This is a genomic window from Xanthomonas sp. NCPPB 2933 (assembly GCF_056725225.1).
Window position 1 is genome coordinate 4558429 of the sequence record NZ_CM161518.1, and the last position, 26001, is coordinate 4584429.

Annotated in this window: 23 protein-coding genes; 8 read left to right on the plus strand and 15 right to left on the minus strand. The window is 60.4% G+C overall.

Annotation, left to right across the window (positions count from 1 at the left end):
* Positions 1–42: 42 nt before the first annotated feature.
* Positions 43–1098, minus strand: coding sequence for a dTDP-glucose 4,6-dehydratase (rfbB, locus tag AC1PLU_RS19180; protein ID WP_481093567.1), 1056 nt, complete (start codon positions 1096–1098; stop codon positions 43–45).
* Positions 1099–1327: 229 nt separating this feature from the next.
* Between rfbB and AC1PLU_RS19185 the strand changes: the two genes are divergently transcribed.
* The 7 genes from AC1PLU_RS19185 to AC1PLU_RS19215 all read left to right on the plus strand — a co-directional run bounded on the left by AC1PLU_RS19185 (position 1328) and on the right by AC1PLU_RS19215 (position 8107).
* Complete coding sequence (locus tag AC1PLU_RS19185; RefSeq protein WP_481106982.1) at positions 1328–2074, plus strand: electron transfer flavoprotein subunit beta/FixA family protein; 747 nt, start codon at positions 1328–1330, stop codon at positions 2072–2074.
* Positions 2074–3018: an electron transfer flavoprotein subunit alpha/FixB family protein gene (locus tag AC1PLU_RS19190; protein WP_481106983.1), complete on the plus strand. Its 945-nt coding sequence runs from the start codon at positions 2074–2076 to the stop codon at positions 3016–3018. Before AC1PLU_RS19185 ends, AC1PLU_RS19190 begins: the two co-directional genes overlap by 1 nt.
* Positions 3019–3227: 209 nt before the next feature.
* Positions 3228–3926, plus strand: coding sequence for an NAD-dependent epimerase/dehydratase family protein (locus tag AC1PLU_RS19195; RefSeq protein ID WP_023902511.1), 699 nt, complete (start codon positions 3228–3230; stop codon positions 3924–3926).
* Positions 3916–4866, plus strand: coding sequence for a glycosyltransferase family 2 protein (locus AC1PLU_RS19200; protein ID WP_481106984.1), 951 nt, complete (start codon positions 3916–3918; stop codon positions 4864–4866). The genes AC1PLU_RS19195 and AC1PLU_RS19200 overlap by 11 nt, the downstream gene beginning before the upstream one ends.
* Positions 4863–5279, plus strand: coding sequence for a GtrA family protein (locus AC1PLU_RS19205; protein WP_481106985.1), 417 nt, complete (start codon positions 4863–4865; stop codon positions 5277–5279). The genes AC1PLU_RS19200 and AC1PLU_RS19205 overlap by 4 nt, the downstream gene beginning before the upstream one ends.
* 40 nt (positions 5280–5319) lie before the next feature.
* Positions 5320–7503, plus strand: a complete 2184-nt coding sequence (locus AC1PLU_RS19210; RefSeq protein ID WP_481106986.1) for a hypothetical protein — start codon at positions 5320–5322, stop codon at positions 7501–7503.
* 46 nt (positions 7504–7549) lie between these two features.
* The gene (locus tag AC1PLU_RS19215) at positions 7550–8107 is read left to right on the plus strand and encodes a hypothetical protein (RefSeq protein WP_481106987.1); all 558 of its coding nucleotides are present in this window, start codon (positions 7550–7552) and stop codon (positions 8105–8107) included.
* Between the two features lie 293 nt (positions 8108–8400).
* Here the strand turns inward: AC1PLU_RS19215 and AC1PLU_RS19220 are convergent, their stop codons facing one another.
* From AC1PLU_RS19220 to AC1PLU_RS19285, 14 genes are all read right to left on the minus strand, one after another.
* Positions 8401–9342, minus strand: coding sequence for an NAD-dependent epimerase/dehydratase family protein (locus AC1PLU_RS19220; RefSeq protein WP_481106988.1), 942 nt, complete (start codon positions 9340–9342; stop codon positions 8401–8403).
* Positions 9326–10360 carry a GDP-mannose 4,6-dehydratase gene (gene gmd, locus AC1PLU_RS19225; RefSeq protein ID WP_002814017.1) on the minus strand — a complete coding sequence of 345 codons (1035 nt, stop codon included), beginning with the start codon at positions 10358–10360 and terminating at the stop codon, positions 9326–9328. Before gmd ends, AC1PLU_RS19220 begins: the two co-directional genes overlap by 17 nt.
* Positions 10361–10435: 75 nt before the next feature.
* Positions 10436–11080 (minus strand): hypothetical protein, encoded by a 645-nt coding sequence (locus AC1PLU_RS19230; RefSeq protein WP_023902506.1) that lies wholly within the window; start codon positions 11078–11080, stop codon positions 10436–10438.
* Positions 11077–12828 (minus strand): glycosyltransferase, encoded by a 1752-nt coding sequence (locus tag AC1PLU_RS19235; protein ID WP_023902505.1) that lies wholly within the window; start codon positions 12826–12828, stop codon positions 11077–11079. The genes AC1PLU_RS19230 and AC1PLU_RS19235 overlap by 4 nt, the downstream gene beginning before the upstream one ends.
* Before the next feature lie 20 nt (positions 12829–12848).
* A complete protein-coding gene (locus AC1PLU_RS19240; protein WP_481106989.1) occupies positions 12849–13910 on the minus strand; it encodes a glycosyltransferase family 4 protein in 1062 nt (353 codons plus the stop codon).
* Between the two features lie 57 nt (positions 13911–13967).
* The gene (locus AC1PLU_RS19245; protein WP_481106990.1) at positions 13968–16355 is read right to left on the minus strand and encodes a methyltransferase domain-containing protein; all 2388 of its coding nucleotides are present in this window, start codon (positions 16353–16355) and stop codon (positions 13968–13970) included.
* A gap of 40 nt (positions 16356–16395) precedes the next feature.
* On the minus strand, positions 16396–17682 hold the full coding sequence (locus AC1PLU_RS19250; RefSeq protein WP_023902502.1) for an ABC transporter ATP-binding protein: 1287 nt from the start codon (positions 17680–17682) through the stop codon (positions 16396–16398).
* Positions 17679–18464, minus strand: coding sequence for an ABC transporter permease (locus AC1PLU_RS19255; RefSeq protein ID WP_023902501.1), 786 nt, complete (start codon positions 18462–18464; stop codon positions 17679–17681). Before AC1PLU_RS19255 ends, AC1PLU_RS19250 begins: the two co-directional genes overlap by 4 nt.
* 99 nt (positions 18465–18563) lie before the next feature.
* On the minus strand, positions 18564–19946 hold the full coding sequence (locus tag AC1PLU_RS19260; protein ID WP_481106991.1) for a glycosyltransferase family 4 protein: 1383 nt from the start codon (positions 19944–19946) through the stop codon (positions 18564–18566).
* Positions 19943–21142 (minus strand): cystathionine gamma-synthase, encoded by a 1200-nt coding sequence (locus AC1PLU_RS19265; RefSeq protein WP_481106992.1) that lies wholly within the window; start codon positions 21140–21142, stop codon positions 19943–19945. Before AC1PLU_RS19265 ends, AC1PLU_RS19260 begins: the two co-directional genes overlap by 4 nt.
* Before the next feature lie 101 nt (positions 21143–21243).
* On the minus strand, positions 21244–22614 hold the full coding sequence (locus AC1PLU_RS19270; RefSeq protein WP_074056614.1) for a pyridoxal-phosphate dependent enzyme: 1371 nt from the start codon (positions 22612–22614) through the stop codon (positions 21244–21246).
* Between the two features lie 218 nt (positions 22615–22832).
* Positions 22833–23051, minus strand: a complete 219-nt coding sequence (locus tag AC1PLU_RS19275) for an HP1242/YdcH family protein (RefSeq protein WP_002814034.1) — start codon at positions 23049–23051, stop codon at positions 22833–22835.
* A 336-nt stretch (positions 23052–23387) separates the two neighbouring features.
* Positions 23388–24278 (minus strand): OmpA family protein, encoded by an 891-nt coding sequence (locus AC1PLU_RS19280; RefSeq protein WP_481106993.1) that lies wholly within the window; start codon positions 24276–24278, stop codon positions 23388–23390.
* Complete coding sequence (locus AC1PLU_RS19285) at positions 24275–24658, minus strand: DUF4398 domain-containing protein (RefSeq protein WP_006449646.1); 384 nt, start codon at positions 24656–24658, stop codon at positions 24275–24277. The genes AC1PLU_RS19280 and AC1PLU_RS19285 overlap by 4 nt, the downstream gene beginning before the upstream one ends.
* A gap of 98 nt (positions 24659–24756) precedes the next feature.
* On the opposite strand from AC1PLU_RS19285, the gene AC1PLU_RS19290 reads away from it, so the two are divergent.
* Positions 24757–25890, plus strand: a complete 1134-nt coding sequence (locus AC1PLU_RS19290; RefSeq protein WP_006449645.1) for a PilT/PilU family type 4a pilus ATPase — start codon at positions 24757–24759, stop codon at positions 25888–25890.
* Positions 25891–26001 lie beyond the last annotated feature (111 nt).

Below are 26001 nucleotides of genomic sequence, written 5' to 3' on the forward strand. Positions count from 1 at the left end.
TGAGGCCCGCGCGCATGCGCAGGCTCTTGCAAGGGACGCGCGTTATGCCGCGGCGCCGATCCGTTCCAGACGATAACTGCCATCCAGCACGCCCTGCACCCACGCCTGGTTGGTCAGGTACCACTCCACCGTCTGCGCGATGCCCTGCTCGAAGGTGTACGCCGGCTCCCAGCCCAGCTCGTCCTTCAACTTGGACGCATCGATTGCATACCGCCGGTCGTGCCCGGGACGGTCAGTGACATAGGTGATCTGGCTGGCGCGCGGCTTGCCGTCTTCGCGCGGACGATGCTGATCCAGCAGTGCGCAGATCGCCTGCACGACTTCGATGTTCTGGCGCTCGGAATTGCCGCCCACGTTGTAGGTCTCGCCGACCCGGCCCTTGGTCAGCACGGTGCGGATCGCTTCGCAATGATCGCTGACGAACAGCCAGTCGCGCACCTGCTTGCCGTCTCCGTACACCGGTAGCGGCTCGCCGGCTAGCGCCTTGGCAATGACCAATGGAATGAGTTTTTCGGGGAAGTGGTACGGACCGTAGTTGTTCGAGCAGTTGGTGGTCAGCACCGGCAGCCCGTAGGTGTGGTGGAACGCGCGCACCAAGTGATCCGATGCTGCCTTGGAGGCCGAGTACGGCGAGTTCGGGGCGTAGGGCGTGGTTTCGGTGAACTTGCCGGTCTCACCCAGCGTGCCATAGACCTCGTCGGTGGACACATGCAGGAAGCGGACCGCATCACGGCGCGTATCCGGCAACGCTTTCCAATAGTCGCGCACTGCCTCAAGCAGGGCCAAAGTGCCGACCACGTTGGTCTGGATGAAGGCGCCAGGGCCTTCGATCGAACGATCGACATGGCTTTCGGCCGCGAAGTTCAGCACCGCGTCCGGCTGATGTTCCTGCAGTAGGCGAGTCACGAGCGCGCCGTCACCGATGTCGCCCTTGACGAAGACATGGTCGGCATTGCCTTCCAGCGACGCCAGCGTGTTCAGGTTCCCCGCATAGGTGAGCGCGTCGAGGTTGATTACGCGGATCCCGCGCGCGACCGCCTCAAGGACAAAATTTCCGCCGATAAAGCCGGCCCCGCCGGTTACTAGCCAAGTCGCCACTGTCTACCCCTCCTGGTCGCGCGCACCCGCGCTGCATTTTCAAACCACACAGGATATATGGTCCGGGCAAGACCGAGCTTAAGCATCGCCCACATCGCTGTGTCTGACTGCCGCAGCGCAGCATCCATACGCCATCGCATGGTGCGCCCTCCCCGGTTAGAATGGCGGCACTCCCGAGCCTGCCGCCGCGGCCGGGCCTTCCCGCAACAGCTGAAGGATCTCGTACACGATGAAAATCCTCGTCGCCTACAAGCGCGTGGTGGACTACAACGTCCGCATTCAGGTCAAGCCGGATGGCTCCGGCGTGGTCACCGACGGCGTCAAGCTCTCGCCGAACCCGTTTGACGAAATCGCCCTGGAAGAGGCGTTGCGCCTGCGCGATGCCGGCATCGCCACCGAGGTGGTAGTCGCCACCCTGGCACCGGCCGACGCGGCCGCGCATCTGCGCAACGGTCTGGCCATGGGCGCCAACCGGGCCATCCACGTGGTCACCGACGCTGCGATCCAGCCGCTGACCGCAGCGCGCACCTTGCTCAAGCTGGTCGAGAAGGAACAGCCGGACCTGGTCATCCTGGGCAAGCAGGCGATCGACGACGATGCCAATCAGACCGGTCAGATGCTCGCCACGCTGTGGGGCCGTCCGCAGGCGACCTTCGCCGGCAAGCTGGTGGTCGCCGATGGCAAGGCCACCGTGACCCGTGAGGTCGACGCCGGCCTGGAAACGCTGGAAGTGGATCTGCCGGCGGTGATCACCACCGACCTGCGCCTGAACGAGCCGCGCTTCATCAAGTTGCCTGACATCATGAAGGCCAAGAGCAAGCCGCTGGAAACGTTGGCCTTTGCCGACCTCGGCGTCGATGTGCACGACAGCCTCAGCACCACCCACTACGCCGCGCCGTCCAAGCGCAGCCGTGGCGTGATGGTCAAGGACGCCGCCGAACTGGTGGCCGCACTCAAGCAAAAGGGGTTGTTGTAATGGCCAAGATCCTCGTCGTCGCAGAACATCTCAACGGCCAGCTCAATTCGGCCACCGCCAAGACCCTCAGCGCTGCGCTGGCGGTGTCGGCCGAGTCCATCGACATCGTCGTCTTGGCGGCCGATCCGGCTGCGGTTGCCGCCCAGGCCGCGCGGCTGGCAGGCGTCGCACGCGTACTGACGGTGACGAACGCCGCCAACGAACACGCCGTCGCCCAGGTGCTTGGGCCGCAGATCGCACAGCTCGCCTGCCAGGGCTACAGCCATGTGTTCGGCCCCTCCACGACCTTCGGCAAGGATCTGATGCCGGTGGTGGCCGCGCTGCTGGGCGTGAACCAGATCTCCGACCTGATGTCGGTCGAAGATGCCTACACCTTCAAGCGCCCGATCTACGCCGGCAACGCGATCATCACAGTGAAAGCGCCGGCTGACCAGATCGTAGTTGCAACCGTGCGCAGCGCTTCGTGGCCGGAAGCGGCAGCCGGCGGCAGTGCGACGGTCGAGGCAGTCACTGTCGATGCCGCGCTGCCGACCCACACCCGCTTCGTCGGCCTGGCCGCAGGCAGCTCCGATCGCCCCGACCTGCAGAGCGCCAAGCGCGTGGTCTCCGGCGGCCGCGGCGTCGGCTCGGCCGAGAACTTCCAGCACATCTACAGCCTGGCCGACAAACTCGGCGCCGCCGTGGGTGCCTCGCGCGCCGCCGTGGACGCCGGCTACGTGCCGAACGAACTGCAGGTCGGCCAGACTGGCAAGATCATCGCCCCCGAACTGTACGTGGCGATCGGCATCAGCGGCGCGATCCAGCATCTGACCGGCATCAAGGACGCAGGGACGATCGTGGCGATCAACAAGGACCCGGAGTCGCCGATCTTCGAGATTGCAGATATCGGGCTGGTGGGGGATCTCTTTACGTTGTTGCCGGAGCTGGAAAAGGCTTTGGGCTAATGGCAACGCGCAGGGTTACGACGGCCGCCACAGTGGACGGTATACTGCGCCGTCAACGTGGCGGTGGCACTGCTTGCCGCTTTCATGCCTGATGGGCGCGCGCTACGGTCGGAGCGAGTGCTGGCCCGGACGATCGTATAGCGCTGGCGGCCTTGTAGTTGTCCGGCGCTGTGTAAGGACAAAGTCGATAAATGGGAAGTGGTAATTAAGTGATCATCGGTAATGGCCTGCTGGCCAGATCCTTCGCAGCAGATAGGCTCGCTGAGCTCAACGCCACGGTATTCGCCTCCGGGGTGTCCAATTCATCTGAGACCGATCCTGCGGCATTCGAAAGGGAAGCACGTCTGCTGGTCAAGGCCCTGGACGACGCGCGGGGCCGGTTCGTCTACTTCAGCACCTGCAGCGTGACAGACCCCGACCGTGCCGAAACCCATTACGTCCGTCACAAGCTGAAAATGGAACAGCTGATCGCAGAACGGGACGAGTCTCTGATTCTGCGCCTGCCTCAAGTCGTGGGACGCACCGACAACCCTCACACCCTGTCCAACTATCTCGCCAGTGGTATCCGCAACGCAGAACCGTTGCGCATCTGGGTCAAGGCAGTACGCTGCCTGATCGACGTGGAAGATGTCGCCCGATTGACCCTTCATCTGGTTGAGAATCGCCTCGAGAGCAATGCCGTGCTGGATCTGGCTCCGCCAGAAAACGTCACCCTGCTCGAGCTGGTCTCGATGCTGGAGGCCACGCTGGGCAAGAAGGCAACCATCGACTTTGTGGACCGAGGCGGCGGTGCCACACCTGATTCGGCGCCGTTTGTTCGTTATGCAACTGCCACCGGCATTGATTCCTCCCCCGGATACATCGCCAGGCTGATCCGCAAATACTACGGAACGAGCGATGCAACCTGATATTTCCGTCGTCATCCCGGTCTATGGCAGCGCCACCATCCTGCCCACGCTTGCCGAGAAACTCGAGGAGTCGCTGACTGCGCTCACCGAGGAGTTCGAAGTTGTATTGGTGTACGACTGCAGCCCGGATAGTTCCTGGCAGGTCATAACAGCCCTGTGCGCCTCCCGGCCCTGGTTGAAGGGAGTCCGGCTGCGCAAGAACGCGGGGCAGCACAATGCGTTAATGGCCGGATTCGGTGTGGCACGCGGCCGTTACATCGTCACCATGGATGACGATCTGCAGCACTCGCCCTCCGACATCGGGCGCGTAGTGGCAGAGCTGCGCAATGGAGCGGATGTTTGCTACGTGCAGTTCAAAAGCCGGCGACACGCTCTCTGGAAGCGCCTCGGCAGCCAGTTCAACGACCGCATGGCTTCGTGGCTGCTTGCCAAACCTCGCGGGCTCTATCTTTCGCCATTTCGCGGCTTGATCAGCGAAGTACGTGACGAAATATTGCGCTACGGTGGCCCCTTCGTCTATGTCGATGGGCTTATCGTCCAGAGCACCAGCAATATCACCACCATAGAAGCGGAGCACCACGCCCGAAGCGACGGCAAGTCTGGATACAGCCTGCGCAAATCAATCTCGCTGTGGATGCAGATGGCCACGAGCTTCTCGATAACGCCATTACGGGTCGCGTCGCTGACAGGAATCGTCTCTTCCGGCCTCGGCTTCCTGTGCGCCATCGTGCTGATCTTGCAAAAGCTGCTTTGGCCGCACACCGTCATCGGCTGGACCTCATTGATCGTCGCGGTATTGATCATGGGCGGCATCCAGCTACTCGCGCTGGGCGTGGTGGGCGAATATGTGGGGCGCGTGCTGCTGAACGTCAGCAATCGCCCCCAATACATAAAGGGCCAGCAGCTCAACGTAGGCCAAGAGCAAGAGAACGTGCAGTGATACCGCAGCGCCACCGCGCCCTGGCCGCACGCTTTTTGCGCTTTTGCATCGTTGGCGGCGCCAGTACCGTGGCCTTCAGTGCGCTCACCTGGTTGGCTGTATCAAAGCTCGGCATGCAGCCGACCATGGCGACGGCGCTCTGCTACCTGGTGTTGGTGCCAATCAATTTCGTCGTGCACCGCAGCTTCACGTTCGTCTCCTCTGGCCATCTGAGCTCGGAAGGCTTGCGCTTCATTTTGCTGCACAGCTTCAACCTTGCCTTGTCCATCATCGGGATGGGCGTGGCTGTGAACAGTCTGCACTTGCATTACGCGTGGGGCATTGCGTTCTCGGCCGTCGTCGTGCCTGTCGTGGTATTTCTCGTGATGAATTTCTGGGTCTTCAACCGGGACCGACGTCGCGATCACGTCTAAATCCAACCTACGCCGCAACTGCAGCCAAACAAGCCATCGAATGTCCAACCTCCTTAACCGCAACGACGTTTCCCAACGCACCATGCTGTTCATCGCTTGCTCCATAGCGATCGTCATGCTGCTTTGGCTTCCCTTCGGCTTCAACATGATGGGGCATATCGAGGAATGGGATCTTCTGAGCCTGTTCACTCGCCACGGCGTGTTCTACGTTGTTGGCGAGGGCGGGCCGCTTCCCACTCACCGCATGCGGCCTCTCATGCTGTTGCCGAATGCGATCGCGTACCAACTATCGCCCAATTCCTTTTTCGCCATGCATCTACTGCAGATGCTGGCCTTGGTGTTAAAGGGCGTTTGCGGCGGAATCATGGGGTGGTGGCTACTGCGCTCGCGGCTCTATGCCGTGTTATTGGCGCTGCTGGTGGTCATCTATCCCGCCGATACGATGCAGCTGTCGTTCCGCTCCTTCCATATCAACTGGTCTGTCGGGTTGGCCTTGGCCGGCGTGATCGGGATCGTGCATGCATATGAAAGTGAACGGATGGCCAGCAGGACCAAAGCGATCCTGTTGTCGCTGCTGTCCACCGCCATGCTCGTCGTCGCCACGCTGATCTACGAGTTGGCGTTGGCATACGCAATCTTGCCCCTGCTGTTGCTGTGGTGTCGGTTGGGGTTGGTGGAGACGATCCGGGTGCTGTTACGCCGCTGGCACGTTTCGCTGGTCTGGTGCATCGGCGTCCTGGCTTGTGCGGCTTACATCTACTACGTTGCCAAACACGGCTCGACCTACCAGGGTGACGTGTTGAAGGGTCAGGCGGGTGGTATTGCCCTGCTCAAGGAACGCGCCCACGTGATGTTCTACACGGGCATCGGGCGCAGCGTGGTGGGCGGCTGGATCGACGCGGCGCGGATTCTCTTCGTCGAGTACCGTAGCTTCTGGTATCTCTCAGCCATTGCGTTGATGGCAGTGGCTCTGCTCCGCTACGTGCGCGAGCCTGCGTCAACGCCAACGTCGGGAAAGCACATCGGCGTACTCTGGTCGCTGCGGGTGCTCTTCACTGGCGTGGTGTTTGCTGCCGTCGGTTATCTTCCCTTTCTTGCGTCTCCAGCGCATACCAGCATCAGTCAACGCACCTTCCTTTTCGCTACGCCAGGCGGGGCACTAGCAACTGTGGCTCTGGTCATGCTCTTCTCTGGAGGGCGTCGAACCTTGGCGGTGCTGTTGGGAACCGTGCTGATCGTATTGGGCATGGCGGCGCAGATGTTCCAGTTCCATCACTACGAACAGATCTCCGATACAGAGCGCGAGGTCCTCAAGAACGTGGCGGTAAGCCTGCCGGACATTGCCAACGAGCGCGACCTCCTCATTCTCGATGGCTCCCACCGGATCAATAGCGTGTGGATGCTCCGGGAAAACATGATGAACGCGCTGACGTACTTGTACGGGAAGCCGATCAACCGGGTACAGATCTGCAATCAGCCTGAGAACGACTGGCAACGCACGGATGAAAGAGGTCGCACCGGCCAATGTGCCGAGTACCCGGACCACTGGGAGTTCAGCTCAGGCGCAACCGTTGATGGGCCCGGCTATACGTCGCCGCCGCAAAGCGTTATGTATCGCGCAGACAAGAGCACGACGCAGGTCGTACGCATTCCCGAAAACGGCATCGTGCCTCTGGCCAGTGCACGTAAAGACGAGCTTTCCTTGCGCAACGACACCGTTTCGCGACGTTATCGCGCCATGCTCGCTCCGTCCCCCTGGCTTCTGGCTTTCGATCAGTTCCGCCACAGGGACCAAGAGACCAGCTTCAGGTGGGATTTCGGCCGCTGGTGGAACTTGGATGTGCCTGCACCCGGTCGAGGTTGGCAGGATGCCCAGTGGCAATCCGAAGGTTCCGCAGAACGGGCTTCGTTCTCGTGGAACGTGGTGGAGAATCCGTGGCTTCAATTCCGCCTCAAACCTGCTGGCGGGACATATCGGGTTCGCGGAAAGGTCAGGGCCATTGCGCCCGGGATACACCCCGAGCAGCTCGCCGTTTCAGTGAACGACCATGTGATCCCACTACGTTGGATCAATGCCAATGAATTTTATGGGGAATTGCCCTCGTCCTTCCTGAAGAATGGCGACAATCGGGCTACCTTCCTGCTCGCCGTCGATAATCACTCCTACGGAATCGGTATGGCTTTCGATTGGATCAAGGTCGCGCCAATAGAGTCGGCCAACTGAAAGACATGCGCGCTCCTTCCCACACCATTAGCCGCCAGGATTCAAAATGATTACCGCAAACCACGGTGTTAGGGTTGCCGTGCTGGCTGCCGTCTTATACGTGTTACTTCCTGGCTGTACGGCGAGGGAGACCGAGTCTTCCCTGGATGCCGCTTCGATGAAACCCGCCATGCTTTCGGCAGGTAAGACAGTAGGTCCTGCTGGTTTGCGGCCCTTTTTGACAAATGGCTGGTCCAGCGATGAACCATTCGGAGTCTGGTCTATCGGCGAAGATTCGGGGCTTTTGGTGCGAATCGAGAAATCGGCGGCAGCGGGCACCCAGCTTGTCTTGCAGGTTGGCGGCCTATGGGCTCCGCAACGCCAATCCATGGAGGTCAGCATTCGCGTCAATGGCGGAAACTGGCAGAATCAAACGCTGACAGCATCCGCGCCAGAGCCGCAGCAGATCAGCATTGCCTTGCCAACGTTGGCGGCTGGCGATGAGGTCAGGGTCGAACTGCACTACGATCGCCCCGCCTCCCCAGTTGAACTTGGACTGTCTTCGGACACGCGTACTCTGGGCATCTCACTCAGGTCTTTGCAGCTGGCAGCCCGCACGCCCTAGCAGCCGTTGGCCATGGTTGGGCAAGCCACCAAGTGCACTTGCACCTGACTCACTAGATGTAGTTGTTGGGCGCCTCTTAACGTGGCTAACAGCGCGCGCGGTGGAGTCATTCAATTTCCAGGTCAACCACTTGGTCGTATGCCTGCCGACCAATCAACAAGCCTGCGTCACGTCAGACTCAACGTGACGCAGGCCATCTGGCCGCATCAATCATCGTACTTCAAGCTTCTCTGCGTCGGCACCGTACATACGCGCAGATAGATCACCAAGCCCAGCAAGCTGCCGAGCTTCGCTCAGCCCTCTTCCAGCATCCATTCCAGGGTTTTGCGCAGCGGCGGAGACGTCCAACTTCCTGCAAGTTCCTGCAGCAACCGGTTATCGCCGCATAGCATCTTGACTTCATTGCTACGGACGAACTTCGGATTCACCGAGACTTCCAACGAGTGGCCAGTGATCTGCGTGCACAGGTCAATCACTTCCCGAAGGGAATAAGCCGTTCCGGAACACACATTGACCGTACGACCGATGGCATCGGATGACTGCAACAGCTTGCCGTAGGCGGATGCCACCGCCCTGACGTCGCCGAAATCGCGCGACACATCCAGATTTCCCAGCTCGATCCGCGACTCGCGCCTGACAAAGTGCGAGACGATCTTGGGAATCAGGAAGTTTTCCGATTGCCCCCTGCCGGTATAGTTGAACGGCCGGACCACGATGACAGGCAACCGACTCTGCCAAAGCCGAATCACGTACTCCATGCTCAGTTTGCTGATGGCGTAATCGTTTGCCGGCGCGGGGGCTACAGACTCGTCCAGGCGTCCCTCCGAGGAGTTGCCATACACGTTGGCACTGCTGGCGATTAGCAGGCGCCCGGGAGAGATTGCAGCCTCGTCCACTGCCTGCAGCAAGTGCCGCGTACCCACGAGATTTACATTGTAAAAATCATCCGCACTACCATGCCCCACGAATGCAAGCGCGGCCAAGTGAATGATGATGTCCGGAGAAGTCTCTTTCAGCACCTCACGCAAAGCATCCTGATCACGCAGGTCGGCCTGGTAATGACGGTCGACCGGCGCCAAGGCGCTGGCCCAGCGCGGTGCGGGCTGATCAGACCCGCCAAGCCCCAGCACTTCGCAGCCCAGGTTTTTTAGTTCATCGGCCACATAGCGGCCGGTAAAACCGGACGCGCCAGTGACCAATACCCGCTTTCCAGCAATATCAGAAGGAAGCACCACGTTCGTTCCTTTTCAGATCTGCTTCCACCATCATTTGGCAAAGCGACTCCAGGCTCGTCTCAGGACGCCAGCCCAGTACGCGCTCGGCCTTTTCTGGATTGCCGATGAGTAATTCCACCTCGGCAGGACGATGGAACTTCGGATTGATTTTCATCACCGTCTTACCCGTCTGCACATCCACAGCAATCTCGTCCACATCACTGTTGCGGAACTCGACATCGATCCCGGCGCCCTTGAACGCCATGCTGACAAAATCACGCACGGTCTCGGTGCGATTCGTCGCAAGCACAAAGGTGTCCGGCTCGTCTGCCTGAAGCATCCGCCACATTCCTTCGACATACTCGCGTGCAAAACCCCAATCCCGCTTCGCGTCGAGATTACCCAGCTCCATGCAGTCCAGCAGGCCGAGTTTGATCTTCGCGACGGAGTCGGTGATCTTGCGCGTCACGAACTCGCGTCCACGCAGTGGGCTTTCGTGATTGAACAAGATGCCGCTCGAACCGAAGATGTCGTAGCTTTCGCGGTAATTAACGGTCATCCAGTGCGCATAAAGCTTGGCCACGCCATAAGGACTACGCGGATAGAACGGCGTGGTCTCGATCTGCGGAACCGCCTGCACCTTGCCGAACATTTCCGAAGTCGACGCCTGGTAAAAACGAATATCCCGATTAACCTGGCGGATCGCTTCGAGCAGGTGAACCGGACCGATACCGGTAATCTGCGCGGTAGTCGTCGGCTGGTCGAACGACACACCGACGAAACTCTGAGCAGCCAGATTGTAGACCTCTGTGGCGCCAGCGCTTTCAAGCATGCGGATGCTTGAACCCAGATCGGTCAAATCGTATTCGATCAGATGAAGGTTCGGGTGGGCTGCGATTCCCAGCTCCTCGATCCGCCAGAAATTGACGGAACTCGTTCGGCGATAGGTGCCGAACACACGATACCCCTTGTCCAGGAGCAATTGGGCCAGGTAAGCCCCGTCCTGACCAGAGATTCCAGTAATCAACGCAGTCTTCATTAACACAGTCTCTTATTTACGAAATAGTTCCAGTTCCAAGCCTAGCGCAGCAGGCTCGCGTCGATGGCGTCACCGTCACTGCATAGTGAGCGGCTTTCCATCTTTGCCGCAAAGGGTCGGCTTGCCCTGATCTTCGCAGCTATTAAACGGGCCGTAGTCCAACGGCTGGATCTTGTAGTCGCTGTACCATGCGACCGCCTCCTGTACGAGACCGAAGCGCAGCGTGTTGCCTGCCACGGCCTGGGCCGGAACCTCAGCGACGACGTCAGCAGATCCGCCAGCAGGGATACCTTGCGGCGGCAGCGTAGCGCGCACGAACTCCTGTTTTACCATCGCGCCGGCACCATCAACCAGCGAGATCGCGAGGTTGACCGGCATCTTGCCTTTCGAGTTGACCGCGACCTTTCCGGTGTTGGTGACATTGACCACAACTTTCAGGATCTCACCGTTTCTAACCAGCACAGGCTCGGCCGAAACGGCATATTGGGCGCCTACTTGATCCTGCGGGATCGGGGCCGAGATGCCTTCAACTTCCGGAGCCGCCGCCGCAGCAGCAGGCTGCTGTGCGTCAGCTGCCGGCTGGGCGGTGTCGTTCGGGGATTTGGAGCAGCCAGTAACAGCGATCGCCGCAGCCAGCGCGATAGCTGCACCAACGACACGACGGGATTTGTTCATTTTTTTCATGATTGGGGACTTTTTGTGGATAGATAAGATTTTCATGGCGAGGCCGCCTCTACTTGGACGCTGGCCCGCGCAGGCGTGAAGCCCTTGTACTTGAACCAGCAGACAGATTCTTGAACGAGATCAATTTCCAGCTGATACTCCCCGGGAACGTCAGGCGCACGGATAATGATCTCATGGATACCGGATGACGACGGGCGTACTACATCCTCCAGAAAATGACGGGCCTGCTCGACCTGCTCCAGCGAAGGGTCGGACGAATGCCAGAAATAGCCCAGATATATTCCAAAGGGCTTGATAGTGTGGTCGGACGGGCTGAGCCAGGGGAAGTCCCCCTCATTGGTAAGCTGAACGCGCAAGGGAATCACGTTCGAGGCCTCCACGACGCTGATATCAGCATCAACAACAGCCGCGGAACCCTGGAATGCCGTGTCAGGCAGGGGCTCTGTATAAGGATACGGCCCGACCGTCTCGCCGGTGATCCGCGCATGCGAGTCCAGCTTCTGGTCGTCAAGAACTGCCAACGCCGCATCCACCCAGCGATCCCCCTTCAGGCCGGCGCGAACGTCGATCCGCTGCAGCTCACTGCCGAGCGGGGAGTTGGCGTCCACCCTCATGCTCGCTATCGCGTCTGCCACCCTGTCGCGGAAATCGGAGAAGACGCGATGGGTGCGCAATAGCCGCGCATACTGCTCCGCCGCAGCAATGGGGGCCAACGAAGGCCGTCCTGCCGAATCGGCACATTCCTCAGCCCAGCGGGCATACGACTCGGGATACTGCGCTAGATGCAGCAGCAGTTCCGCCAGCGCGATCACACAGTCATTGTCGGGAACGATCTTTTTTACACATCCGGGAAGCTCGGCATACCAGCCATGGTCGGATACGATTGTCGGAAGTCCGGCCTGCATGGCCTTGGAGACCACAGCAGACGCTTCGCCCATGGTGGGCTGCCGCAAGGCGATCATCAGGTCGGCCCGTTCGAAGACCTTCCAGAAATTTTCGTCGTCGACACGGCCATGGTTGATCAATCGAACGTTACGTAGCCCTGTCAACGCCTCAAGCTGGCTCGCCACCGCAGGCTCGACATCTCCTGCGATCTCCAGCGTGAGCGGCTCGTCCAGCGCCTCGTCGATCATGGCCAGTGCCTGCACAACCCAATCAAAGCGGCGGTTTACCTGACCTCCGCCAAGAAGCGCGATGGTATTCAGCCGGCCGCGGACGCGGTGGGGTGCCACTATCGGATAGAGCTGCGGCACCACCGTGATGGGGAGCCAAGGAAAATCCTTTGCGATCCGGTCCGCAGAGTACCGGGAATGCACGACCATTTCGGTCGCATACTGGGTTGCCACCTGATGCAGCGGATAATCAACCACCTGGGCGCGGCTCCATATCGGCGTGCCGATACGAAGAGCCACCGTTGCGGCTCTGACCTGCGATGTTGAATGCCACTTTTCCAGCAAGCCACCGTAACTGGCGCTGTCCAGTCGCCCCGCATCGCTCAATACGCCAGCCGCCATATGGTGAAGCACCAGGTCATGCAAATGCACGATTCCGGGCACGGCTGCCATGAGGGGAAGCATCCAGCCATGGAACGTCGGGTGGTTTCCCATCTGATACACGACGGCGTCTGCCGCGCGCAGACTGGCAACGATCTGCGACGCGCCTTTCTGCTCGACATCCGCAACAGTGACCGTCTCAACCGACAGGCCACAATCACGCAACATGTCGACCAGGCCAGCCGCGTACTCGGCAATGCCGGACCGATCAGGAGGCTGGGGCCCGACCATTGCGACTCGGAACGGAGCACTCAAAGCCTGCTCTCCACGAGGTGACGGATCACGCGGTCCCAGGTGATGGTCTCGCTGAGGCGATGTCCTTCCTCAGCCAGCACGCGAAGCTGGGCGGGTGTCTTGGCATAGCAGTCCAGCAGGCTCTCGGCAATGGCCTCCGGTGTCGGAGCGGTCACCCAGCCGCTGCCGGTGGACCTCACGATACGGCACACTTCGCCGCTGTCATCAACGGTAATCACCGGCTTATGCGCGGCGAAACTTTCGAGAGTCGCGAAACCATAGTCCTCGTCGACTGGCGAATAGAACACCGCACGGCAATTGGCGATCAGCTCGAGCAAGCGGACATCTTCGATAAAGCCGGCCAGCTCGACCCTGTTTTCCAGGCACAGCTCGCGCACCAGCGGGGCCAGTGAGCGGGCGTAGTCGCTTGCACCGGTTCCGGCGATGACCACCTTTGCATGTGGTACGTGCTGGGCTGCCCGGATCAACAGGTCCGGCCGCTTCATCGATTCAAGACGACCGATACACAGTACGAAATCCCCGTATTCGCCCGACTTGATGTGTGGCGCCAGCTTGGACGGCGGATACAGCACTTCCGAAGACAGGCCGCAATACTGCTTCAGCCGGTCAGTAACCGTCTGGGAAATTGTAAACCGCGAATCAATGTCGGACAGCATCTCCTTGTCCGACAAACGCAATGCATCGCGCACCGCAGAATCCCTGCTGCTCAAATGGGGCTGATCGAAGCGCGTATGTGCGAGGTCGTAAAGCACCCTGTGCTGGTGCACAAGCCACAGCGTCTTGTTGGCATGCGACGCAGCGTAGGTCGGAAACTTGGTGCAGATGCACAAGTCAATCTTCTGCCCGTTGGCCTCGCTGAGGTCCAGCAGCCGCCAGGAAAGCATCGCAGAGAGGATCTCGGTTTCCGGATACCACTTATAGGGTAGTTGCACCAGCTCAGCGACGACCTGGCGCTGCTTGCCCCACAGATTGATCTGACGCACCAACTCTTCATTGAGGAGCTCGGCGCCTCCGCGAACAAACGGCACCTGCGCGCCAAGTACGATAATTCTTTTCAAAACTGAGTCCCCTTTCGATATTGCCCTTGCCACTGCGATGACTTCCGTGAATTACTGCTAGGGTTTCCTTACTCGGCGCCCGATTTGGTCGAGCGCGGCCAGCCGCTTCTCCAGCGCAGCATCAGCAGGACTTGGCAGGTCCTCGCCATAAGCGATGGCATTGGTCGGTTCCGTCTTTCTGGTCACCATCTGTGCCAAAGGTTCATCTCGCCTGAGCACCTTGGTGGTCACCCATCTCAGCGGCGCAGTAACGCGCCACGAACGACTGGTATGGAAATCGGCAATGAGCCCCTCTAATCCACCGACAATGTACTCAAGTTCGCGAATCCGAGCACGCGACGTTTCCACGTCCTGATTGCGCTGCGACAGATTGGCCTGCAGCTCATTCAGCCGACGCCGATCGTGTTCGCCGGATGTTTCGGAGCGCTCAATCCGCTGCAGGAGGGAATCCACATTGGATTGAAGCTCCACAACCTTGCCTTCCAGGCGTTCATTGGACAGCTGCTTTTCAGCCACTTCTTCCTGCAACTGGTCTCGTTCTGCCGTCAGTCTGCCTACATCGGCTGCCAACAACTCTGCGAGCTCGCGGGCGCGCTGCCGTTCTTCCAGCTCAACCTCAAGTTCGGTGATGCGACGGGAGAGCTCCAGGTTGTTGGCCTCGAACGTTGCAGCGTGCGCCTGCAGTTCGGCGGCCTGTTCGCGGAACCCGTCCCTGCCCGCCTCGGCCTCAAGGGCTCGACTCTCCATTGCCGCTGCCTGCTCACTCAACTGGCCAATGCTTTTTTCCAGGACTTTCGCACGCTCCTCGAGCTCTTTCGCGTGTTCTTCGAGTTCCTTGGACCACTCGGCCATGCGCAGGCTGTTCCCCTCCAGATCGTGATAACGGTGAGCCGCCATCTCGATCTCGGCCTGAAGCGCGACAAGCTTCTCTTGTGCCTGCTGCGAGTCGTCGAGAACGCGCGCCAGCGAAGACTCGCTTGCCATTAATGCGGCGTGTCCGTGCTCGCTCTGTGTAGACAGTGCACGCACATATCCGCTGTAGGTGCGCAGGGATCGCTGCAGGTACTGATAGATCGACATCCACTCCGGCACTTCATCGGATACCGACTCCGGCAACGCCAGATTGTCCTGTAGCTCCTTGAAGGTCCAGTGCGTCTGTGCTCGCCCGAACAAGCGAATGAATGCATTCCGATACCGGAAAGGCAGCGACATCAGGTCCAGCGCAGGCTCTCGGCTCGGGCTGGTAGGCACGATGTGACGTTCGAGAATCTCCTTCACAGTAATCAGGAAAGCCAGCAGCGGATCGTCCAGCCAGGAACTATCCGTCGCTTCGGAAGAAATGGCACCGTAATCAATCAGGACAGCATCCCCGTCCCGGGTCATGAGCACGTTCCAGCAGCGCACATCGTTGTGATACAGACCCGCGCGCTCAAGCGCCACGAGCTGATCCAACAGTTCCGATACGACCCGGTCGGCATCGTAGAGCGTCTCATCGTCAATCAGCTCCGACAGCAGGCGACCCTTCATCATCTCCCTGGCAAGGAAAAGGTCGGAGCGGTCATCCAGCGCTGCAATCAGCCGGGGAGCACGATAACCGTCGGGTGGGTTTCGAAGAAAATCGACCTCATTATGGAACTCCTTGAGATTGATCTCCGCGCGGTCGCCCATGCCGAGCGTCATCTTCTTCACAAACACGCCGTCGCCGAAGTAATAGCGCCTGCTGTATTGGTGGGTGCCCCTGCCATGGGCATGCGATTCGCCTGACCACGAATTGAATTTCCCAACGACCTCGTCCACATACCACAGCCTGCTGCTCGCAAAATACAGCGGCCGCGCGATCGCCGACAGGTGAGTCGTCTGCCGGGACAACAACCGGGTAAAGGAATAGCCAGCCAGCAGTTCCGCTGGATCGCTAGGCAAAGAGGCGGCCCAATAGAGCGGCTCCTCGCGCAAGGCCATCTCAAAGATGCCCGCTTCGGTGGAATCGGCAAGCTTTTGACACAACCCGCGGACGCGCTCAACGCCCTGGGCATGCACCAGGTGGTGGAACACGCTCAGACCCAGCACCAGGTCGTATTCCCTGTCTTCAAGCCGCTCGATCACTTCCTCGACCGTTGCATGTTCGAAGCTGGCTTCAAGTGCAGGGTTGTCGCTAGCAAGCGCTTGGCACAGCGCAATGTTCCGATCAAGGAAATCCACACCATGCACCCGGTGGCCTTCGGCGGCCAGGCTCAGGGAGAAAAAACCCTGAGCACAGCCGAAGTCGAGCACGCGGAGTGGGCGTCCAAGCGCGTCCTGCATTCGCTTCGCGCATTGGGCAATCAGCACGAGTCTGTCTTCGCACCCCCTTGAGCTTCCCTCCGAAAGTTCCGGGTGCCCGAAGATCGGCTGGTACTTTTCCGGCAGCGCCGTCACCAGCGCGCTGATACTTTCTGATTCGGTCATGACTCTTTGATCTTTGAGTTGATATGAAAACGCCAGAGGCTCATGCAGATGCCTCCACGATCTCGAAATCTGCCTTGAGGTCCATCATTCCCCAGAACAACATGGCTCTGGCGACATCGAGCACGATCGAGTCATAACGTCTGTCCAATGGCACCAATTCGGTCAGCGGGTCGCCACTGGACACGCCCAGCGACACCAGATAATTTGCTTCATTCAGGTCCAGCGGCATGGTGAACTTGCAGACGATTACATCGCCAGCCTTGACGGCCATGCCTACTCTTCCCTCACTGGACAGGAAGGAGTTGGTCCCGTACAGAAATAATCCTTCGAGCGTTTTTACGAGAAAGCCTGGAACAACATTATCGAAATCGCGGTCAAACGCGATCTTCACATAGAACGCCGTCCTTGAGCCGCTCTCCAGCCGCGGCGGAAACTCCTGCCCTTCGCTGACAACCACGTAATCGAGGATTCTTGCGCCACCATGTCCCCAACGGTGCTCATTTGCGTTGTAGTAGGGCCGGGTGTGAAACACATCTTCGCTGCCGCCGGCCATCGCCTGCGGCGCGTCCTTGGTATCGGCCTGGAGTGAGGCGGGCTTCTGACCAAACAGCTCGTCCAGATAAAGATTGGATACATCGCGGGAGGGTCCGTCGGCATAAACCCGGCCTTCCTTGATCAGGATTGCACGATCGCAATGCTTGACGATATCACCCGCCGAATGGCTAACGAGAATGAGGGTCGTGCCTTCGTCCTTAAATGACTGGATGCGTTTGAAACATTTGGCCTGGAAGTACGCATCGCCCACCGACAATGCCTCGTCGACAATCAGGATGTCGGGACGAAAAGCAGTAGCAACGGCGAAGGCAACACGCACCTGCATGCCGCTGGAATAGGTACGCACCGGTTCATCAAAGTACTCTCCGATCTCAGCGAAATCCTGGATCTGTGGCAATACTGCATCGATCTGATCGCGCGCGTATCCCATCAGGCCTGCGGAGTGGCGCGCGTTCTCCCGCCCACTGAGCTCAGGATTGAACCCCATGCCAAGTTCCAGGATCGCGGCAATACGCCCGCGACGCACGATTCGTCCCTCGGTAGGCTGGGAAGTTCCCGTGATCAGCTTGAGCAGCGTGCTTTTGCCGGCACCATTGCGTCCCATGATGCCGATCGACTCGCCGGCAGCAATCGAAAAACCGACGTCTCTCAGAACCCAGTGCTCCTCGCGTGGCTTGACCTGCAGACCGAACCAGCTGGCGGCACGCAGCCATTCGCTGCCCCAGACGCGATAGGATTTCCCCAGTCCTTCAACCGTCAACATTGCGCTCATAGTGCATCCACCATTTCCGCGCTTGCGCGGCGGAAAACTACCAGAGACAAAGCGCCCAGCACCGCTGTCGCCGCCATCAACGGGAGAAGGTCGATCCACTCGGGAGAGCGCCCGTAAAGTAGGACCTGCTGATATGCACTAACGAGCGGAAACAGCGGGTTGAGCTTGAACAATTGCTGCGTCTGCTCTGGAAGGATATCGATGGTGTAGACGATAGGTGTCACCCAGAACATCGCCTGCAGAACGACCGGTACAACCTGCCCAATGTCGCGCACGAAGACATTGAAGACGCCAAGCAGCAGTCCGATCGACATCGCAAAAGCCAGCGTCAGCAGCATCAGCAGCGGCAGCCACGCTGCTTGCGGCCCCAACGTGTGCCCCAAAATAGCGAAAACGATGAAGATCGCCAGGAACAGCAGAAGGTTGTTCACCATAACGGTGCCACCTGCAATGAGCGGAAGACAGATCCGCGGAAAGGCCTGCTTCTTCATGAGATTGCCGTTATCCACAAACAACGAAGCACATTTACCGATGCATTCGGCAAACAGGGTCCAGCAAAGCGTTCCGGCCATCAGGTACAGCGCGTAAGCAAACTTGTTGTTGACACCGGGCAGCTTCGCCGCAAGAACCTCAGAGAGGATCGTCGCAAAGATCAGTACCTGCATGAGCGGATGGATGATCATCCACAATGCGCCCAGCTTGCTCTGCACAAAACGGAGACGCAGATCGTTCCTGATCGACGACAGGATGAAGTAACGGAAGGCCCATACGGACCGGATCATGTCCAACGTTGCTACCTCAGAAATTGTTCAGCACTTTGTTGAAGCAGGTGCACGCAAATCGATGCATGCCTGGTTAAGGCCACAATGTTGCCTGTGCGGTCAGTCCATTACTTCGGTTACTTCCGCGACCCTTGCCAACAGGTGTCGCGCCGCACGCTCTGGTGAAAGTCGCAAGCGGATATCGTCTCTTGCCGCCATGCCCAGCGCGCGCGCGCGCTCTGGATCGTCGGCAAGGCGACGCATGGCATCAGCTGCACTTTCAATTCGCGGCTCGGCCCAGCGCGCGCCGTTCGAATCGGGATACTGCCCGGCAACTGAGACCAAATCGTACTCTACAAGACACGAGTTGCTCTCGGTCATGAATTCCATATTGCCCGACCATCCGGTAGCAATGACGGGCTTACCCAGCGACATGCACTCGGCAAGACCCAGTCCGAAACCTTCAGCACGATGCAACGAAACATAGACGTCGCAGCATCGCTGAAGTGCACGCACATGCATTTTGTCGATCACCTCGTCACGTAACAGAATCCGTGAATCTCCCATCACAAGTGTGAGGAGTTCACGCATCTGATCGAGGTGCATGTGGCCGTTGCTTGACTTCAAAACGAGACGAATATCGTCACGGTCGCGTGGGAATGCCTGTTGAAATGCATGCACAACGGCTTGGGGATTCTTTCTGGTGACAAAAGAATGAAAGTCGAAAGTGAAAAGAAAGACGAACTTGTCGACTTCCAGCCCGAAGTCATGCCTCTGCAGGCCACTATCGCGGCAGTCGGACAACGGCAGAGGCAGCCGCATGATCGGCTTGTCTGTGATGCGTCGGAAGGCGTTCTCGATGAACTGTGAGGCAACCATGATCTCGTCCACTAGCGCGATGGCACCTAGCCAGCTCTGGGGAACCACTTCAAGCTCCCAGAACCAGCAGGCGATCACGTAGTGCCCCTTCATTCTCGCGCGACCGACGTGCTCGAACGCGGCCTCCAGGTAGTCAGGATTCACGAACACGACGGTAACCCGGTGCGGCATGTGCTGATCAATGAAGCCGTCCATGCTCCGGTCCTGGCAGGAGTGTGGCTGCCCTATTTCCAGGTCATACAACGACACTGGAACCCCTGCATTGATGAGCGCGCGCGCATACATCCTGGCACTCTCTGCCAACCCGAACTCGCCGCGGATATAGCCAAGGATATTGATTCCCGCTGACGCATCGAACGTGGGCGGGGCGCTCTCTTTCTCGACCCGCCAAGACGCATCGTTGCCGGTTGGGGCTTGCTCCCAGGCATCCGTGCGCTGGAAGCGCGTCTGGACGATGGAGCGGGCGGACAGAGCTGCCGATACGCGATCGCGCAAACTGCGCGGAAACAACCGATAGATGCCTTGCAGCCAGGACTGCTGACGTACCCATGCCTGCAAGTGAAGTCCTGCCAGCCCTGTTCGCCAGGAAGCAGAGATGCCCTGACGTTGCGGAGACGCCGTCATGGAGAACCGGAAGCCTCGAGCGCCCGCTCCAAATCCACCCGCAAATCCCCCACATCCTCAACGCCCACACTCAGCCGCACCAGCGCATCGCTGATGCCGAGATTCGTGCGGCGTTCTACCGGAATGGAGGCGTGGGTCATCACAGCCGGATGGTTCACCAGGCTTTCCACACCACCAAGGGACTCGGCCAGGGTGAACAGTTCGGTCTTTTCGCAAAACCGCTTGGCTGCGTCGAAGCCGCCCTTGAGCACGATCGAGACGATGCCGCCGAAGCCTGACATCTGGCGTTTGGCGAGCGCGTGCTGCGGGTGCGAGACGAGGCCGGGGTAGATCACTTTCTCGACGGCGGGATGGGTTTCCAGCCACTGGGCCAGCGCCAGCGCGTTCTCGCAATGCGCGCGCATGCGCAGCGGCAGGGTCTTGAGGCCTCGCAGGGCGAGGAAGCTGTCGAACGGACCCTGGACGCCGCCGATGGAGTTTTGCAGGAACGCCAGTTGCTCGGCCAGTTCTGCGTTGTCGCCGACCACTGCGATGCCGCCGACCATGTCCGAGTGGCCGTTGAGGTACTTGGTGGCCGAGTGCACGACGATATCGGCGCCCAGCGCTAGCGGGCGTTGCAGCATCGGCGAAGCGAAGGTGTTGTCGACCACGATCAGCAGGCCGTGCGTGCGCGCGATCGTGGCGATTGCCGCGATATCGACCAGCTTGAGCATCGGGTTGGTCGGGGTTTCGATCCACACCATCTTGGTGTCGGGGCGGATCGTCGCTTCGAAGGCGGCCGGATCGGTCAGGTCGACGAAGCTGAAGTCCAGGCCGGCGGTGCGGCGACGCACGCGCTCGAAGAGGCGGAAGGTGCCGCCATACAGGTCGTCCATCGCCACCACATGGCTGCCGGCATCCAGCAATTCCATCACGGTGGAGGTGGCGGCCATGCCGGAGGCGAACGCGAACGCGCGCGTGCCGCCTTCCAGCGCGGCGACGCAGCGCTCATAGGCGAAACGCGTAGGGTTGTGGGTCCGCGAGTACTCAAAGCCCTGGTGCTCGCCCGGGCTGGACTGCGCATAGGTGGACGTCGCGTAGATCGGCGGCATCACCGCGCCGGTGCTGGGATCCGGCGACTGCCCTCCATGGATCGCCAGCGTGGCAAGCGAGAGTTCGCGCTCGCTATCGTGGCTGGTTGTGGTGCGATTGGACATGGAGGTTCCCGGAAAAAGTGGCGAATTGTAACAAGCAGGTCTGAATGGCCGGTGCCGCGCGTCTCATCCGGGCGCGCGGCGCTACCGATCACTGCATGCGATCACTGCACGCGGCGGCGCAGGTAGTTGAGCAGGTCGATACGGGTGATCAGGCCCAGGAACTGGTTGCCGTCCATGACGATGGCGACCTGGCCGCGGTCGAACACCGGCAGCAGCGCTTCGATCGGGGAGGCGACGTCCAGGCGATCGAGCTTGCTGACCATGGCGGTGGAGATCGGGTCGCGGAAACGCGCCTCGTCGCCATACACATGCAGAAGCACGTCGCTTTCGTCGACGATGCCGACCAGCTCGCCGTCGTCGATCACCGGCAGCTGCGAAACGTCGTACAGCTTCATGCGCTGATAGGCGGTGGTCAGCAAGTCTTTCGGGCCCACCACCACGGTGTCGCGCTTGTTGTAAGGGCGCAGGATCAGGTCGCGCAGATCGCCGTGCTGCGGGCGCTCCAGAAAACCGTTGTCCAGCATCCAGTAGTCGTTGTACATCTTGGACAGGTACTTGTTGCCGGTATCGCAGACGAACACCAGCACGCGCTTGGGCGTGGTCTGCTCGCGGCAATACTTCAGCGCCGCGGCCAGCAAGGTGCCGGTGGACGAGCCGCCGAGGATGCCCTCCTTGGCCAGCAATTCGCGCGCGGTGTGAAAGCTTTCCGCATCGGTGATCGAATAGGCCTTCTTGACCCGCGAGAAATCGGAGATATCCGGCAGGAAGTCCTCGCCGATGCCTTCGACCAGCCAGCTGCCGGATTTCTCGCTGACTGTGCCTTCTTCGATGTACTGGGTCAGGATCGAGCCGACCGGGTCGGCCAGCACCAGCTCGGTGTGCGGCGAGGCGGTAGCGAACGCACGCGACAGGCCGGTCATGGTGCCGGAGCTGCCGCAACCGAACACGATCGCGTCCAGATTGCCGTCCATCTGCGCCAGGATTTCCGGCCCGGTGCCGAATTCATGCGCGGCCGGGTTGTCCGGGTTGCCGAACTGATTGATGAAGTAGGCGCCGGGCGTCTCGGCGGCGATCTTGGCGGCCAGGTCCTGATAGTACTCCGGGTGGCCCTTGGCCACGTCCGAGCGCGTCAGCACCACCTGGGCACCCATGGCCTTGAGGTTGAAGATCTTCTCGCGGCTCATCTTGTCCGGCACCACCAGGATCAGCTTGTAGCCCTTCTGCTGCGCCACCAGCGCCAGGCCCAGGCCGGTGTTGCCGGCCGTGCCTTCGACCAGCGTGGCGCCAGGAGTCAGATCGCCGCGCTGTTCGGCCGCTTCGATCATCGACAGGCCGATACGGTCCTTGATCGATCCACCGGGGTTGGCCGCCTCCAGCTTGAAGAACAGCTCGCAGACGCCGGTGTCCAGGTGCTGTGCCTTGACGATCGGCGTGTTGCCGATCAGTTCGAGTACGGAGGAGTGGATCGCCATCGGGATATCGTCGCTGCGCCGCGTGGGCTAGGCCGCCCATTATCCGACGAACGGCTGGGGAATGCTCATTCAGACTGGAAACGATCGCGCTCGCCTATGAACGAGCGTGCTCAGCCGCCGCTCCGACGGCCGCACACATAAAGACGCGGACGGTGGCGAGCCGACGAGGAGGCTGCCACCGCCCGCGGCGGTGAACTTGTTCTGGATGTGGGGAAGGATCAGTGCGTGAGCTGGTCGTACATCCGGGTGAGTTTTTCTTTGGCCTGCAATTTCTCGCGTTTCATCTGGCCCAAGGTCACGTCGTCGATCGGGAGCACCCCGAGTTCGGCATCCATGCATTTCTTGTTCAAGAGCTTGTGGCGTTGGTACAGCTGCTTGAACTCGGGATCGGACTTGACCAATGCGTCGATTTCGGTCTGCGGTTGCCCTTCGAACATGGCGTTACCTCCTTCACTTAAAACAAGAACGCCCCGGCCACGGATGGCACAGGGCGCAGCTTGGGGATGGAAGACTCGCGGATCACAATGGCAAGCGCACTGGCGGAACCAACAATCTTTCCACCGAATTGCGTTATTGCGTGCCCTTGCGTCACTGGCCCGGCCCTCCGTACTTCCAGGCAGCGGAGTGCTACCCGGGAGTACGACCCTACGCCGGTCGCGGAGGGGGTTCAAGGCCAGAACGGCTGCTTTTGCCGTTCCCTGTGTCAATCAGTGACCGCGGTTCAACCGGGCGTCATGCCAGGGTTAAAAGACCTTAACTTCCAACCACTTGCATTACGGCGAGACGACCACCTCGGCAGCGCGCGTCTTGCTGGCGGCAGCCTTGGTCCCGCTGACCTGCAAGCGTCCACTGGCCACACCCGCGGCGACCAGGGCATCGCGCACCGCTTCGGCCCGCTTCTTGGCCGTGGCTGCATCGCTGTCGAAACCGACAATGCTCACCCGACCCTTCTTGCCGATGTTCAGATATTCGGCCAACGCCTTGGCCTGCCCTGCAGCATCGCCGGACAGCGCGGTCTTGCCGCCGAACGCGCCGCTACCCAACGAAAACACTTCGCCGCGGGGTTCGAACCTGGCGGAGGGCAACTTGGCCCCGGACACAAGTTCGGCTTCTTCGTGCGCCAGTTGCACGGCTTTCTGCTGGGCCGCATTGAGTTTGGCGGTCTGCTTGCCGGCCACGCTGGTCAGCGCCAGCTCGGCGTCTTGGCGGGCCAGGGTTTCCTGCTCGGCCGCCTGTCGCATGCGCTCGGCTTCTTCGGCCTGGATCTGCGCCTGCACGCGCAGACGCTCGGCCTCTTGCCGGGCGCGTGAGGCATCCCGGCGGCTGGCTTCGATCAGCAGATCGTTGCGGGTGCCTTCCAGCCGATCCAGCTCGCGCCGCGCCAGTGCGGTGCGGGCGGTGCGTTCGGCGATTTCGACCCGGCGGTCGGCCAGAAATACCAGTTCGTCGCGGTCGCGCCGCTTGGCTTCGGCCAGCGCCGCCACGCTCTGCTGCGCCTGCAGCCGCTCGAAGCGGGCCAGTTCATTGGTCTGCGGGTCGTTCTGCAGCGCAGCCAAACGCCGGTTGAGCGCGTCGGCCTGCGGGTCGTCCTTGGCGGCCATTGCCAGCGACGGCAGTGTGGCCAGGCTCATGACACCGATATAGACAAGAGGACGCAGTTTCATCGGCCACCCTCCCCGGTGTTGAGGCTGTTCTGCAGCTGCGCCACTTCCTTGCGGCGCTGTTCCAGCTGGGCGGTGACCACCGCTTCTTCGCTGCGTGCCTTGGCCAGATCGGCATCGGCAGCAGCGCGCAAGGCGATCTGCGGCACCTGCTTGCGCTGGCGCTTGTCCAGTTGCGCCTGCTGGGCCTGCATCAATTCCTGTCGGGCCAGATTGACCAGATCGGGGGCGTATTGGTCGGCATCGGCCTGGGTGGCGCGTTGCACGGCCTGTTCGGCGGCGGTGAGCTCCGGTGCCACCTGGGCGGCGGCGGGAGAGGAAAGAACCATGAAACAGGCGATGCCATACAGGGATCGCCGCAAGTATGCGAAGCTAGCCGTCATTAGGGGAGCCGTAGCGAGAAGTCTCGAGCACGGCCATTGTCGGAAGCCTGCGGCGGACTTGCAACGAGACGCTGCTGTTTGTTGGGGAACCATTGCGCATGGATATCGGCTACTTCCTGAAGCTGATGACCGAAAAGAATGCCTCGGACATGTTTTTGACCACCGGCGCGCCGGTGTACATCAAGATCGAAGGCAAGCTCTACCCGCTCGGCAATACGGGGTTGCCGCCGGGGATGGTCAAGAAAATCGCCTACTCGTTGATGGACGAGGGCCAGGTGCCGCAGTTCGAGCGCGACCTGGAACTCAATATGGCCATCTCGCTGCCCGACGCCGGGCGCTTCCGTGTGAACGTGTTCAAGCAGCGCGGCGAAGCAGGCATGGTGATCCGCGCCATCCGCAGCCGGATCCCGAGCATCGAAGAGCTCAACCTGCCGCAGGTGCTCAAGGACGTCATCATGACGCCGCGCGGCCTGGTGCTGCTGGTCGGCTCGACCGGTTCCGGCAAGTCGACCTCGCTGGCGTCGATGATCGACCACCGCAACAGCACCACCACGGGGCACATCCTCACCATCGAGGACCCGATCGAGTACCTGCACAAGCACAAGATGTCGATCGTGAACCAGCGCGAAGTCGGCCTGGACACCCACACCTTCCAGAGCGCGCTGAAGAACGCGATGCGCGAGGCGCCGGACGTGATCCTGATCGGCGAAATCCTGGATGCCGAGACCATGGAGGCGGCGATTGCATTTGCCGAAACCGGTCATCTGTGTCTGGCGACGCTGCATTCCAACAACGCCGACCAGACCATCGAGCGCATTCTCAATTTCTTCCCGGAAAGCGCGCACAAGAACGTGCTGATGAATCTGGCGCTGAATTTGCGTGCGGTGGTGTCGCAACGCCTGGTCAAGGGCCAGGACGGACGCCGCCGCCCCGCCACCGAAGTGTTGCTCAACACCCCAATGATTCGCGACCTACTGCGACGCGGGCAGGTGCACGAGGTCAAGGCGGCGATGGAAGAATCGCTGGAAGAAGGCATGCAGACCTTCGACCAATGCCTGTTCCGCATGGTCAAGTCAGGCGAGATCGAGCAGGAGGAAGCGCTGCGCGCCGCCGACTCGCGTGATGGTCTGGCACTGAAGTTCCGCCTGTCCGAAGGTGGCTCCGGCGAGCACGACCCGTATGCGGATTACGAAACGGCAGCGGCGCCCAAGATCAGCCACGGGTTTGTTTAGAGCGACCAACAAAATGTGGCGTGCGGCCGCCTGGCGGTGAGCGCAGTGGTTTTGTTGGTCGCATCTTGTCTGGATGCAGTCAAAAGTCCAGATCAACAGGCCTAGTCGGGT

Coding starts and splice junctions, on each gene's coding strand:
- AC1PLU_RS19185 (WP_481106982.1), top strand. CDS start 1,328: ATGAAAATCCTCGTCGCCTACAAGCGCGTGGTGGACTACAACGTCCGC.
- AC1PLU_RS19190 (WP_481106983.1), top strand. CDS start 2,074: ATGGCCAAGATCCTCGTCGTCGCAGAACATCTCAACGGCCAGCTCAAT.
- AC1PLU_RS19200 (WP_481106984.1), top strand. CDS start 3,916: ATGCAACCTGATATTTCCGTCGTCATCCCGGTCTATGGCAGCGCCACC.
- AC1PLU_RS19210 (WP_481106986.1), top strand. CDS start 5,320: ATGTCCAACCTCCTTAACCGCAACGACGTTTCCCAACGCACCATGCTG.
- AC1PLU_RS19215 (WP_481106987.1), top strand. CDS start 7,550: ATGATTACCGCAAACCACGGTGTTAGGGTTGCCGTGCTGGCTGCCGTC.
- gmd (WP_002814017.1), bottom strand. CDS start 10,360: ATGAAGACTGCGTTGATTACTGGAATCTCTGGTCAGGACGGGGCTTAC.
- AC1PLU_RS19230 (WP_023902506.1), bottom strand. CDS start 11,080: ATGAAAATCTTATCTATCCACAAAAAGTCCCCAATCATGAAAAAAATG.
- AC1PLU_RS19235 (WP_023902505.1), bottom strand. CDS start 12,828: ATGGTCGGGCCCCAGCCTCCTGATCGGTCCGGCATTGCCGAGTACGCG.
- AC1PLU_RS19245 (WP_481106990.1), bottom strand. CDS start 16,355: ATGACCGAATCAGAAAGTATCAGCGCGCTGGTGACGGCGCTGCCGGAA.
- AC1PLU_RS19250 (WP_023902502.1), bottom strand. CDS start 17,682: ATGAGCGCAATGTTGACGGTTGAAGGACTGGGGAAATCCTATCGCGTC.
- AC1PLU_RS19255 (WP_023902501.1), bottom strand. CDS start 18,464: ATGATCCGGTCCGTATGGGCCTTCCGTTACTTCATCCTGTCGTCGATC.
- AC1PLU_RS19260 (WP_481106991.1), bottom strand. CDS start 19,946: ATGACGGCGTCTCCGCAACGTCAGGGCATCTCTGCTTCCTGGCGAACA.
- AC1PLU_RS19265 (WP_481106992.1), bottom strand. CDS start 21,142: ATGTCCAATCGCACCACAACCAGCCACGATAGCGAGCGCGAACTCTCG.
- AC1PLU_RS19270 (WP_074056614.1), bottom strand. CDS start 22,614: ATGGCGATCCACTCCTCCGTACTCGAACTGATCGGCAACACGCCGATC.
- AC1PLU_RS19275 (WP_002814034.1), bottom strand. CDS start 23,051: ATGTTCGAAGGGCAACCGCAGACCGAAATCGACGCATTGGTCAAGTCC.
- AC1PLU_RS19280 (WP_481106993.1), bottom strand. CDS start 24,278: ATGAAACTGCGTCCTCTTGTCTATATCGGTGTCATGAGCCTGGCCACA.
- AC1PLU_RS19285 (WP_006449646.1), bottom strand. CDS start 24,658: ATGACGGCTAGCTTCGCATACTTGCGGCGATCCCTGTATGGCATCGCC.
- AC1PLU_RS19290 (WP_006449645.1), top strand. CDS start 24,757: ATGGATATCGGCTACTTCCTGAAGCTGATGACCGAAAAGAATGCCTCG.